Origin of the sequence: Pseudomonas sp. S5D5 (assembly GCF_003013355.1) — a bacterium.
GTDB classification, from domain to species: Bacteria; Pseudomonadota; Gammaproteobacteria; order Pseudomonadales; family Pseudomonadaceae; genus Aquipseudomonas; species Aquipseudomonas aylmerensis.
In genome coordinates this window covers 2,324,709-2,337,127 of sequence record NZ_PTEO01000001.1, presented here as the reverse complement: position 1 = coordinate 2,337,127, position 12,419 = coordinate 2,324,709, and the positions used below count along the sequence as shown (strand labels likewise).

The following is a 12,419-nucleotide window of genomic DNA, read 5'->3' as shown; positions in this document are numbered from 1 at the left end:
TCAGCTAACTAATACAACACTGCCAACAGTGCCCAAGGTGAATGAAGTGGTTGACCTGACCCTGACCAAACCACGCTCGCGCAGGGCCGTCATCAAGCGACTGCAACCGCTGTGGCTGGGGATTGTAGTGATCAGCCTGTTGCTTACCGCCGGCCTGCTGTGGCCGGCGTCACCGCGTGACCTGGGGGTGGGCAACCGCCTGCTGACCTCCCAGGTACTGCCGCTGTGGCGCGACGGCGACCTGATCGTGCTGGTGCGCCATGAAGAGCGCTGCGACCGCTCGTCGAATGCTTGCCTGGGGCCGGTGGAAGGCCTGACGATCAAAGGCAGCCAACAAGCCGAAAACCTCGGCAAGGCCTTCAAGACACTGGGCATGGACGGCAGCGATGTGCTCGCCAGCCCGGCCATTCGGACCGCCCAGACCCTGCGGTTCATGTTCGGTAAAAACGAGCTGACCTCCGGCCAGCAAGCCGTCTGCGGTGCGGCCATGGGCGAAGAGTTGCTCAGCCACAAGACCCCGGGGCGCAACCTGGTGTTCGTCACCCACAGCGGCTGCATCGCCGACTTCGAAACCACCCTGGGTTTCCCCCACGCCACCTTCCCCGAGTACGGCAGCGCGCTGTTCGTGCAAGTCTTGCCCAACGGCAAATTCAAGACCCTGGGCCTGGTCAATAATCAGGACTGGCCGGCCGCGTTAAAACAACTGTAAGTACTTTCCTGCCCGCCGCCACCCTCTATGTTCAGCAAAAAGACAGCCATGTTCTGGCATGTTTAGTTGCGCCTTTTAATTAAGGACGTCATGAATATCTTCTGTCACTCAGTGAACGTTTTGATGTTTTCCGCTATTACTTCCTTACTGCAAATGTTTGCCAGTACACGTCAAGGAGCGACGTTGTGACGATCCGATTCAAACCCCTGCCGTTGTTGTTATTGGCCTTCGCCGCCTTTTACCTGTTGCCGCTGGGCCTGCACGGCCTGTGGACCCCGGACGAAACCCGCTACGCCCAGGTCAGCCAGGAAATGCTGCTGAGCGGCAACTGGGTCGCGCCGCATTACATGGGCATTCGCTATTTCGAAAAACCCGCCGGCGGCTATTGGCTGATCGCCCTGGGCCAGGCCGTGTTCGGCCAGAACCTGTTCGGTGTGCGCATCGCCTCGGCCCTGACCACCGGCTTGAGTGTGCTACTGGCTTATGTGATCGCCCGCCGCCTGTGGAACACCCCGCGCAAGTCTTTCGCCTGCGCCCTGCTGTACCTGAGCTTTGGCCTGGTGGCCGGGCAAGCCGGGTATTCCAACCTCGATCCGCAATTTACCCTGTGGGTCAACCTCAGCCTGGTTGCCCTGTGGTTTGCGCTCGACAGCACCAGCACCCGTGGACGCCTGCTAGCCTGGGCCGTGGTGGGCCTGGCCTGCGCGATGGGCTTCATGACCAAGGGGTTCCTCGCGTGGGCGTTGCCGGTGCTGATTGCCGTGCCCTACATGCTCTGGCAACGGCGCCTGGGCGAATTGCTGCGCTATGGCCCGTTGGCCGTGGGCGTGGCGGTCCTGGTGTGCCTGCCTTGGGTGGTGGCGATCCATCTGCAGGAACCGGACTTCTGGCGCTTCTTTTTCTGGAATGAACACATTCGCCGCTTCAGCGCCGACGATGCGCAGCACGTACGCCCGTGGTGGTTTTTCCTGCCGATCATCGCCGTGTCCTGCCTGCCCTGGGCCGGCCTGCTGCCCTCGACCCTGCGCACCACCTGGCGCGAAAAGCGCCAGCCGGCGATCGCCTTCCTGGCCCTGTGGCTGTTGTTGCCACTGGGGTTCTTCAGCCTGAGCAACGGCAAACTGCCGACCTATATCATGCCGTGCCTGCTGCCCCTGGCGCTGTTGATGGGGCACACGCTGGTCGACCTGCTCGACAACGGCCGCGCACGCACGATCAGCCTCAATGGCCTGCTCAACTTCGCAATCGGCATGGCCGCGATGATCGGCCTGATCTACCTGCAAATCGCCCGGCCGCTGTATGGCCACAGCCATGCCGAAATGTTCGGCCTGTCCCTGGCCTTTATCGTGCTGCTGGTGTGGATCCTCAGCAACCTGCTGCAAGCCTTCCGTCCGTTGACGCTGTGGGCGATGCCGACCCTGGGCATTGGCTTGCTGGTGATCCTGTTGCCGGCGAGCATGCCGGCGCAGATCGCCGATAACGAAATGCCCGACCAGTTCGTGCTGGAGCATATGAACGAACTGCAGCAAACCCAGGCGTTGCTGGCCAACTCCCTGGAAAACGCCAGCGCCCTGGCCTGGCGTCTCAAGCGCACGCAAGTGTCGCTGTACGACACCGAAGGTGAACTGCGCTACGGCTTGCAGTACGCGGGCTCGATGCACCGCAAGGTGGAACTGGAACAGGTCCAGGCCTGGATCAGCGAGGCCCGCCAGCACGGTTCGGTCGGTGTGCTGATGCGCGTCAACAGCACCAGTGAAATGCGCGAGGCCGGGCAACTGCCGCCAGGCGGCAAGCGTTATCACAAAGGCTATCTGGAATTGATTGTGTATCCGCCGTTGCAGTGAGGTCAGCGCGGTTTGGACGTTGCAGGGCTGACCTCTTCGGTCGGTGCGACGCCGCTGCCCAGCACCTGCTCCTGCACCGCCCGCCCCTCCGCCCGGTTGCGGATAAACCCGGCGCGGGTAAAGCGTTCCAGGAATGGCACCGGCAAGGCTTTGTCCGCAGTGATGGGTGGATGTTCGGCCGTGTCGCCAAACAGGGTGTAAGCCGCACTCGGCAGATGCCGGGTATTGAGGTCGCCGGTGAGGCGCCCTTGCTGCAGCACAATCGCACGGTTGGTCACCCGTTGCAGGTCAGACAGCCGTTGCGAGATGCAGAGGATCGCCACGCCACGCGCGCGCTGGCTGTCGATCAGCCCGAGCAGGCGTTCGGCGTCGGCGGCCGAGAGGGCAGCGGTGGGTTCGTCGAGAATCAGCAGCTTGGGGTGCAGGGCAAACGCGCGCGCCAGCACCAGCAGTTGGCGGTCTGCCTGGCCCAGGCGTTCTACCGGGAGTTGCAACGGCAGCTCCAGGCCCAGCCCGGCGGCGATGGCTTCGGCACGTTGCAACAGGCTTTTGCGGTTGAGCAGGAAGTCGGCGTCAGGCTGGCCCAGTTCGTCGAGCAACAGGTTTTCGGCCACGCTCAGCCCCGGTGCGATGGCATCATCGGGACATTGGTGCACCGCCACAATGCCAACGCGGCGCGCTGATAGCGGCGAGGTGAAACGTTGGCGCTGCCCCTCCACCCACACTTCGCCAGTGTCCGGCGCGAGGCTGCCGCTGAGGATTTTCACCAGGGTCGACTTGCCCGCGCCGCTGGCCCCCAAAACCGCCACCCCTTCCCCCGGATAAATATCCAGATTGACCTGATCCAGCGCCCGCTGGGCACCAAAGGACTTGCTCAGGTCCAGCAGGCGGACCAGGGGCACGGGGGCAACGAGGTTGCTCATGGCGAATCTCTAAGGCGTAACGATGGCTCATTGCAACGCACGAGGGCGCTGATTTATTCCGCACAACAATGAGTTAGGCCTCGGATTAAATGCATTACCTTATGAACAATCCAATAGCTGAATCGCATAGCAAAAAGATTTTGAGTTATAAGCGCCTTGCCAGCAGTTTGTTGAATGCTTTCAGCACCAAGGCAGGCTTCTCCAGCATCAATTGATGACCACAGGCCTCCAGCAGCTGGAAGTCAGCATTCGGCAATTGTTCAGCCAGCGCCTGGCCACCGCTGGCCGGGGTCAGGCCATCGCTGTCACCGGCCAGCACACTGACCGGCAATGTCAGACCGGGGATCTGTTGCGCATCCGGCCATTGGGCCTTACTGGTCAGGGCCTTGAACATGTGCAGGCGGTTGCGCTCGGTGAGTTTCTCTTCGTAAGCCACCAGCGCCGGGTCGACCGAGGCATGCCAGGCATGCTTGCGAAAGCCCTTGGCCAAGACCGGGCGCAGCCATTCCAGGAGCCACGCCGGCAAGGCCATCAACCCGCCGTTGACCACAGGGCGGTGAAGGCGCGCGCCCAACAGCAATGCTGCGTCGATGCGCGCGGTGGGCTTGGCCAGCAACGCGCTGAGGCTCAGGCCGGTGCCGAAGGAATGCGCGACAAGCAGGTTACGCGTGCCGGCGTAGCGCTGCAGGATCGCCAGGTAGTCGGCCACCAGCTCGGACCAGGCGTAGGCCTGGGCATTGCGTGGCCGACCACTGTCGCCATGGCCCAGCAGGTCCCAGGCCACCAAGCTGTAGCCTGCGGCCTTGAGCGCCGGCCATTGCAGACGCCATTGGTCCTTGTTGCCGCCGGCGCCATGGCAGAAAAACACCACGGTGTCGGCCTGGGTGGTGCCCACGTGGTGGGCAATGCTCAAGGTGCGATTGGGGCGGATTTCCAGCAACTCGCCGCGCACCACGGGTAGATCGGCAAAAGAGAACGTCATACACAGCCTTGGGTAGGCGCCGGTGTGCCGGCGATGAAAGATTCGGACGTGGCAGCGCTCGACAGGGCGCTATCGCCGGCAAGCCGACCGCCACAGTGCAACAAGGTCCGGGTATAGGGATGGCGCGCATCGGCAAACAGCGTCGCCGTGTCGCCCTGCTCGACCACCCGGCCGTTCTGCATCACCGCAATGCGGTCGCACAGACGCGCCGCGACACGCAGGTCATGGGTGATAAAAATGATGCTTAATTTCAGCCGCCGTTGCAGCGACTCCAACAGCTCCAGGATCTGCACCTGGATCAACGCATCCAGGGCCGAAACGCACTCATCGGCGATCAGCACCTTGGGCTCCACCGCCAAGGCGCGGGCGATGCCGATACGCTGGCGCTGGCCACCGGAGAACTCATGGGGATAGCGTTCGAACGCCGTGGCGGGCAGGCCCACCAGTTCCAGCAAGGCCCGCGCCCGCTGTTCGGCGTCGGCGCGGGTGCGCCCCTGCACCAACGGTCCGGTCATGATGATGCGCCCGACGGTCTGGCGTGGGTTGAGCGAGGCAAACGGGTCCTGGAAGATCATTTGCACTTCGCTGCGCAACGGGCGCAGGCGGGCTTCGGACAACCCTGCAACGTCCTGGCCCAGCCATTCGATCTGGCCGCTGTCGGCGCGCAGCAAGCGCACCAGGCAGCGGCCCAGGGTGGATTTGCCCGAGCCCGACTCACCGACAATGCCGAGGGTCTCGCCTTCACGGACCTGCAACCCCACTGCGTCCAGCGCCCGCGTGGTGTGCTTGCTCCACCAGCCCGTGCGGCGACTGAACACCTTGCCCAGTCGCTCGGCCTTGAGCACCACCGCACCGTCCACCGTAGTGCGCGGTGCCAAGGGTTGGGCCGACACTGCCGCAAGCAATTGCCGCGTGTAGGCGGCCTGCGGCTCGCGCAATACCTGCCGGGCGCTGCCCTGCTCCACCACCTGGCCCTTTTCCAGCACCAGCACGCGGTCGGCAATCGCCTCGACCACGGCAAAATCATGCGTGATAAACAGCAGCGCCATGCCCTTGTCCTGCTGGATGCGGCGCAACAGCTCGAGGATCTGCGCCTGGGTGGTCACGTCCAGGGCCGAGGTTGGCTCATCGGCAATCAACAGCGCCGGATCGAACGCCAGGGCCATGGCGATCACCACGCGCTGGCGCTGACCGCCGGAAAGCTCGAACGGATAGGCCAGGCGCAGGCGCTCAGGGTCCGGCAGGCCGACATAGCCGAGTAACTCCACCACCCGGGCGCGCCGTGCACTGGCGGATTTCACCCCGTGGGCGCGCAGGGTTTCATCGATCTGCTCGCCCACCCGCAACAGCGGGTTCAGCGCGCTCATCGGCTCCTGAAAGACCATGCTGATGTGGCGCCCGCGCAGTTCGCGCATGGCCGCTTCGCTGCGCGCCGCCAGGTCTTCGCCGCGAAACAGGAGTCGCCCGCTTTGCACGCTCAACGGGCGCGGCAACTGGCGCAACAGCGCCTTGGCCAACATCGACTTGCCCGACCCGGACTCGCCCACCACACACAGGCATTCGCCGCTGCGCACCTGCAGCGACAGGTCATACAGCGCATGGCTGCGGTCGGCTCCCGGCGGCAAGGCGATGCGCAGGTGCTCGACACTCAATAACGTCATAGCGACCTCTCTGGTTCAAATGCCACGCGCAGGCCTTCGCCGACCTGATTCACCGCCAGCACGCACAATGCAATTGCCAGCCCCGGCAGGAAGCTCATCCACCACGCATCGCGCAGCAGGCCACGGGAGGCGTTGATCATGTAGCCCCAGCTCATCGCCTCGGGGTCGCTGAGGCCGAGGAATGCCAGGGCGGATTCGGTGAGGATCGCCGTGGCCATCACAAAGGTCATGACCACCAGCAACGGCGCCAGCGCATTCGGCAGGATCTGTTGGCTGATGATCCCCCACGGCGACTGGCCCAGCACCCGCGCCGCCTGCACGAATTCGCGCTGGCGCAGGGTGAGGAATTCACTGCGCACCAACCGCGCGACGGCCGGCCACGCCACCAGTGCAATCGCCAGCACGATGGTGCCCAGGGACGGTTCCAGCACCGCCACCAGGATCACCGCCAGCACCAGTTGCGGGATGATCTGGAAGAACTCGGCGATGCGCATCAGCACGCCGTCTACCCAACCGCCGAAGTAGCCGGCGATGGCGCCCACGAGCAGGCCCATCAGCAAGGTCGCCAGGCTGGTCAGCACGCCCACGGCCAGTGACACTCGCGCGCCATACAGCAAGCCGATGCCGAGATCGCGGCCAAGCAGGTCGCTGCCCAGCCAATGGGCCGGATCATGGAACGGCGCCAGCATCGGCTGGCTGTTCATTTCCCACGGCGAGCTGCTGGTCAGCCACGGTGCAGCAATCGCCAAGGCGGCGAGCACCAGCAAAAACACCGCGCCGAGCAGCGCCGAGGGTTGGCGCACAAAGCGCTTCAACAACCGCATCAGCCCTGCCCTCCAGCGCCAATACGCGGGTCGAGCACGCGGCAGAGCACGTCCGTCAACACGTTGAAACCGACCACCAGCATCGAGATCACCAGGAAGCCGCCCATCAACACGCCATAGTCGCGCTGGGCCAGCGAGTCATACATCAAGCGCCCGATGCCGGGCCAGGAATAGACCACCTCCACCAGCAAGGCGACGCTGGCCAGCTGGCCGAGTTGCAAGCCGGCAAAGGTCACCACCGGCAACAACGCGTTGCGCAGCACATGCACCCAGAGAATCCGCCGTGGGTGCAAGCCCTTGGCGTGCGCGGTGCGCACGTACTCCTGGGCAAGGGCATCGAGCACGGCGGCGCGGGTCAGGTGGATGTACAACGCGAGGAACATCACGCTCAGCGACAGGCACGGCAACAGCAAGTGCTGCAGGCGATCAAGCAGCGAAAAGTCGCGGCCCACGGTCTCCATGCCAAACGCCGGCAACCAGTCCAGGCTCACCGAGAACAGCAGGATCAGGAGCATCGCCAGCCAGAACGGCGGCATCGCATACAGCAGCAAGGCGCCGTGGGAGATCAGGCCGTCGAGCCAATGACGCTTCTGCCGCGCGCGCGCCGCGAGCACGCCAAGGGTCACCCCCAGCACCGACGACAGCACGAACGCCGAGCCCATCAACGCCAGGGTCGCCGGCAAGCGCTCGGCGATCAGCGACCACACCGCGGTCTGGTTGCGGTAGGAGTAACCGAGGTCGAGGTGCGCGATATTGCCCAGGTAAATCAGCAGTTGCTGGAGCAGCGGTTTGTCCAAACCCATGGTCTGGCGCAATTGCTCGATGAACTGCACATCATCCACCCCGGCCTCGCCGGCCAGCAGCAGCGCCGGGTCACCCGGCGCGAGGTGAATCAACAAAAAGCTCAACACCAGCACGGCCACCACCATCAGCAGCGCCTTGCCCAGGCGCCCACCGATATACAGCACGCCATTCATGGTGCCGGCGCCTCGAGGTACACGCTTTCGTAGTCCTCGTTAAGGCTGGTGGCAGTCTGCAGCAGGTTTTTCACCTGGGTGTGGAACAGCGTCGGGTAGCGCATTTCGAAGATCGGCGCGATGGGCAGGTCGGTGTTCAGTACGTTCTCCAGTTGGCTGAAGAGCTGCTTGCGCTCGGGGCCTTCCGGGGTATCCGCGATTTTGCTCCACAGCGCATCCGCCTCGGGGCTGTTGTAGCCGCTGACGTTGGCGAACGGCGAGGTCTTGAGGATGTAGTCGGAGCGGAACAGATAGGCGCTGGTCAGGTACGGGTCGCCGATCTGGAAGATAAAGTTGTAGGTCAGGTCAAAGTCCCAATCACTCACGCGCTGGAACCAGGTCGCCGCATCGGACGTCACCACCTGCACCTTGAAGCCCAACGGCTGCAGGGCCTGCTTGGTGTATTCGGCCAGGCGCTCCCAGGCACCGCCCTTCTCGCCATTGAGCAGGCGGATGCGCACCGCGCCGACGTCCACGCCGGATTCGGCAATCAGCGCCTTGGCCTTTTTCACGTCATAGGTGTACTGCGGCAACTGCGGGTCGTGGTACGGCGTGGTCGAGACAAACTCACCCTGGGCGACCTTGCCCGAACCGAAGAAGATATTGTCGACGATGAACTGGCGATTCAGCGCATACAGGATCGCCTGGCGCACCTTGGGGTTGTTCAGCGGTGGCTTGCGTGTGTTGATCTGCAGGAAGGCCAGGCCGGCATACAGCTCCCAGCCTTTCTCCGAGGACTGCACATTCGGCAAGGCGCTGAGCCGCTTGAGGTCGGCGTAATCCGCATCACCGCTGCGCAGCACTTGCACGTCATTGCGCTCGAACGCGGCGGCGCGCGAAGAGCCATCGGGGATCACGTGAAAGATGATGCTGTCGAGGTGCGGCAGGCCTTTTTTCCAGTAATTGGGGTTCTTGGCCAGCTTGATGTAGGCGCCGCGTTTCCACTCCACGAATACAAACGGCCCGGTGCCCACCGGCTTGAGGTTGTAGGGGTTGTTGCGAAAATCGGTGTGCTCATAGAGGTGCTTGGGCACCACCGGGCGCAGGCCGCTGCCGAGGGCCGAGAGCAATGGCGCGAAGGGTTTCTTCAGGTGGAAGACCACTTGCAGCGGGCCCTTGGCGGTGATGCTGTCGACGTATTCGGTGATGATCCCGCCGAGGCGCTTGTCGACCTCGGGGTAGAAGGTCTGGAAGCTGAACACCACGTCATCGGCGGTCAACGCCGGGCCGTCGTGCCAATGCACGCCGTCCTGCAGGTCGAAGGTGTAGGTGAGGCCGTCGGGGGAAATCGTCCAGGCCTTGGCCAGTACCGGCTTGGGGTTGAGGTCGGTGTCGAAGGTCAACAGGCCCTGCAGCACCTTGCCGCTCACGTATTGGGTGGACACGTGGCTGACCACGCCGTGCATCAGCGATGGCGGCTCCGGCTGGGCCACCAGGTTCAGCACCCCGCCGTCCTGGGGTTGCGCCAGTGCCTGGCCGGCCAGCAACGCGGTGCACAGTGCCACGGACGTGAGGGCACGGCGGAAAGAAAATGGGCGCATGAAGGCTCCTCGACTGGAAAGACAGGCGAGGGATTTTGCAAGGGCTGTGCCATGGGGGTATTGGCAGGGGATTGCTGAGCCAATGGCCCGGCAAGGTGATGAAAAAACCACAGCGGCCTGCGTGAGTGTGCAAAAAGCAACAGCCCCTGCAGGAGCCAGCTTGCCGGCGATGGCGGTGTCTCAGCCAACAAATCCATCGCCGACCCACCGCTCTCGCAGGCGCCAGCGCCCACATGAGCGCCACGGTGTCAGCTGGCACAAGGTTTGCCCCTCCAACCCCATCTGAAACCAAGAGCCTCTTCACCATGCCACTGGATTACCTGGGCAACCCCATCGACACCACCGACCCCATCACCCGCCAGGGGTTGGACGATTTCATCGGCGGCTTCCTCGGCTACCAGCCCCGCGCCGAAGGCATCCTTGCCGCCGCCGATGCCAACCCGGACTCGGCGCTGGCCAATGCGTTTGCCGGCTTGCTGCTGATGTTCATCGAGTCTCCGCAAGGCCCGGCGCTGGCGGAAAAATACCGCCAGCGCGGCGCAGCCGTGAACACCGACCACCCGCGCGCCCAGTTGTACCTTGACGTGCTGCATGCCTGGATCAAGGACGACCTCGATCAGGTCCTGCAGTTGAGCGAAAACCTGCTCGACCGCTACCCTCGCGACTTGTTCGCCGCCAAGCTCAACCAGTACCTGGAGTTCAACCGCGGCAACTGGCCGGCGCTGTTGCGCATCGGGCTCAAGGCCCGTGCCGGCGCACCCGACATTGCCCACAGCCACGGCCTGCTCGCCTTCGCCTACGAGCAGTGCCACCTGCTCGAAGAGGCCGAAGCCAGCGCCCGCGAAGCCCTGCGCCTGCAACCGTCGGAGCCCTGGGCTCAACACGCCCTTGCCCACGTGTTGCTGACCCACGGGCGCATCGAGGAAGGCACCGCGTTCCTGGAAAGCGTCAAGCACCACTGGGACGGCCTGAACTCCTTCATGTACACCCACAACTGGTGGCACCTCGCGCTGTTTTACCTGGCCCGGGGCGAGGATCAACGCGTATTGGCGATTTACGACCAGCATGTGTGGGGCATCCTCCCGGAGTACTCCCAGGACCAGGTCGGCGCCGTGTCCCTGCTGGCGCGCCTGGAATTGGCCGGCATCGACGTGGGCCAGCGCTGGCAGGCCTTGGCGCCCTACCTGCAACGCCGTACCGCCGACACCGTGCAGCCGTTTTTGAGCGTGCAGTACCTGTATGGCCTGGCTCGCGCGGGTCAGCCGGAAGCAGACACCCTGCTGGCGGCGCTGCAGCACCACAGCCTTCACGCACGGCCGGTGTGGGGCGAAGTGACGCTGCCGTTGGCACGCGGCCTGCTCGCCCATGCACGCGGCGATGCCCACGTCGCGCTTGAACAACTGGGCATTGCCCTGCCGCGCCTGAACGAAATTGGCGGCAGCCACGCCCAGCGCGACTTGTTCGCCCAGGTCGAGCTGGATGCGCGCTTGCAAGCCGGGGATTGGTCCAGCGCCCAGCAGGCCTTGGAATTGCGCCGCCGGTATGACGACTGGGACGTGCCGACCAATCGCTGCCTGGTGCGGGTATATGAGGCGCTGGGGTTGCCGGAGCAGGCAGCAAAAGCCCAGGAGCGGCTTGCACGCTTTACCTGATGTTCACAGATCCAAACAGTAGGCGCTGGCTTGCCTGCGATAGCGGTCGGTCAGCGGCATGTGGTCCAACTGACAGATTGCCCTTGCCGGCAAGCCAGCCCCTACAGGAATCCGTGCTGCTCATTGGCTTCGCGCGGCATACACCCCCCGGGCAATCGCCCGCGCCACACAATCGGCCGCCGCCGAACCAATACAGCCAATCTCCACCTGACGCCGTGGTCCATCGGTCAGCTCCACTGCCGCCGACGCCAGCGCAAAGACCGTGTCGCCATCGAACGGCAAATGCGCCGGGCGCACGGCGCGGGCGATGCCGTCCTGGGCCATGATCGCCACGCGCTTGCACTCGGCAACACTGAGGCGCGCAGTGCTGGCGACCACCACCAACGTGGTGTTCGCCCCGGCTTGCAGGCGGCCCATGGAATCCAGGCGCGACAGCTCGGGGATCGGGTCGCTGCAGTCCATCACGCCCTCGGGCCGCTGGCCGCCGAACTCACCGGCGACTTCCCAGGGCCAGGCCCAGAAAGTCTTGCCGTCGGGCATGTACACCGAGCCGATCGGGTTGGCGACCACCAGGGCCGCGACGATCAGCCCGTCGCCCAGGTCCAGCGAGGCCGTGCCCAGCCCGCCCTTCAACACCCCGGCCATGGCGCCACGGCCGGCGCCGACCGAGCCCAGGTCGAAGTCCTCGGCGGCATTTGCCAGCGCTTCAAAGCCCAGGCGCCGATAAGGCGGTTCCAGGCCCCAGGCTTTGTCGCCGCCATTGGCCAGGTCATGCAACACCGCAGCGGGCACGATGGGGATCGCCGGTGCGCCCGGTTTCAGGTGCAGCCCGACCTGGTCCTGGGACAGCTTCGCGGCCACGGCATCCGCGGCGCCGAGGCCAAACACCGAGCCGCCGGCGAAGACCAGGGCATGCAGCTGGCCGACCATGTTTTCCGGCTCCAGGGCGGCCGTCTCGCGCCCGCCGGGGCCGCCGCCGCGGATGTCGATACTGGCGGTCCAGAAACCATCGGGGCGGATCACCGTGACGCCGGTGTCGACGTGCAGGTCCGTGGCGTGGCCGACCGTAAGGCCTGGGATATCAGTGAGGGCGTTGCGCGGGCCGGGTCTAGGCATACAGAAAAAGCTTCCTTGGGTTTAGGTATGGCGTGGGGAGAGCAAGGGGTGTGCCAAGCATCGGCGCCCCGATCTCGCGAGGCAAAACCGGATGGCGTGGGAAAACCCCTGCACAAAAACCAACACCCTGCCTTCGCGCCTGTTAGAAAAA

At 64.4% G+C, this 12,419-nt stretch carries 10 protein-coding genes; 3 read left to right on the top strand and 7 right to left on the bottom strand.

Going from position 1 to position 12,419, the window contains the following annotated elements:
* Positions 1–28: 28 nt before the first annotated feature.
* Both C9990_RS11005 and arnT read left to right on the top strand, forming a co-directional pair.
* Positions 29–709, top strand: a complete 681-nt coding sequence (locus tag C9990_RS11005; protein WP_106803302.1) for a histidine phosphatase family protein — start codon at positions 29–31, stop codon at positions 707–709.
* A gap of 185 nt (positions 710–894) precedes the next feature.
* Positions 895–2,553, top strand: a complete 1,659-nt coding sequence (gene arnT / locus C9990_RS11000; protein ID WP_106803301.1) for a lipid IV(A) 4-amino-4-deoxy-L-arabinosyltransferase — start codon at positions 895–897, stop codon at positions 2,551–2,553.
* A gap of 2 nt (positions 2,554–2,555) precedes the next feature.
* Here the strand turns inward: arnT and C9990_RS10995 are convergent, their stop codons facing one another.
* From C9990_RS10995 to C9990_RS10970, 6 genes are all read right to left on the bottom strand, one after another.
* A complete protein-coding gene (locus C9990_RS10995; protein WP_106803300.1) occupies positions 2,556–3,476 on the bottom strand; it encodes an ATP-binding cassette domain-containing protein in 921 nt (306 codons plus the stop codon).
* Positions 3,477–3,621: 145 nt separating this feature from the next.
* The gene (locus C9990_RS10990) at positions 3,622–4,458 is read right to left on the bottom strand and encodes an alpha/beta fold hydrolase (protein WP_106803299.1); all 837 of its coding nucleotides are present in this window, start codon (positions 4,456–4,458) and stop codon (positions 3,622–3,624) included.
* Positions 4,455–6,119, bottom strand: a complete 1,665-nt coding sequence (locus tag C9990_RS10985; protein ID WP_106803298.1) for an ABC transporter ATP-binding protein — start codon at positions 6,117–6,119, stop codon at positions 4,455–4,457. The genes C9990_RS10990 and C9990_RS10985 overlap by 4 nt, the downstream gene beginning before the upstream one ends.
* Positions 6,116–6,943, bottom strand: a complete 828-nt coding sequence (locus C9990_RS10980; protein WP_106803297.1) for an ABC transporter permease — start codon at positions 6,941–6,943, stop codon at positions 6,116–6,118. The genes C9990_RS10985 and C9990_RS10980 overlap by 4 nt, the downstream gene beginning before the upstream one ends.
* Complete coding sequence (locus tag C9990_RS10975; RefSeq protein ID WP_106803296.1) at positions 6,943–7,920, bottom strand: ABC transporter permease; 978 nt, start codon at positions 7,918–7,920, stop codon at positions 6,943–6,945. Before C9990_RS10975 ends, C9990_RS10980 begins: the two co-directional genes overlap by 1 nt.
* Complete coding sequence (locus C9990_RS10970; protein WP_065904090.1) at positions 7,917–9,500, bottom strand: ABC transporter substrate-binding protein; 1,584 nt, start codon at positions 9,498–9,500, stop codon at positions 7,917–7,919. Before C9990_RS10970 ends, C9990_RS10975 begins: the two co-directional genes overlap by 4 nt.
* 305 nt (positions 9,501–9,805) lie before the next feature.
* On the opposite strand from C9990_RS10970, the gene C9990_RS10965 reads away from it, so the two are divergent.
* Positions 9,806–11,152 (top strand): tetratricopeptide repeat protein, encoded by a 1,347-nt coding sequence (locus C9990_RS10965; protein WP_106803295.1) that lies wholly within the window; start codon positions 9,806–9,808, stop codon positions 11,150–11,152.
* 120 nt (positions 11,153–11,272) lie between these two features.
* Here C9990_RS10965 and C9990_RS10960 read toward each other — a convergent pair whose 3' ends face one another.
* Positions 11,273–12,268 carry a P1 family peptidase gene (locus C9990_RS10960; RefSeq protein ID WP_106803294.1) on the bottom strand — a complete coding sequence of 332 codons (996 nt, stop codon included), beginning with the start codon at positions 12,266–12,268 and terminating at the stop codon, positions 11,273–11,275.
* Positions 12,269–12,419 lie beyond the last annotated feature (151 nt).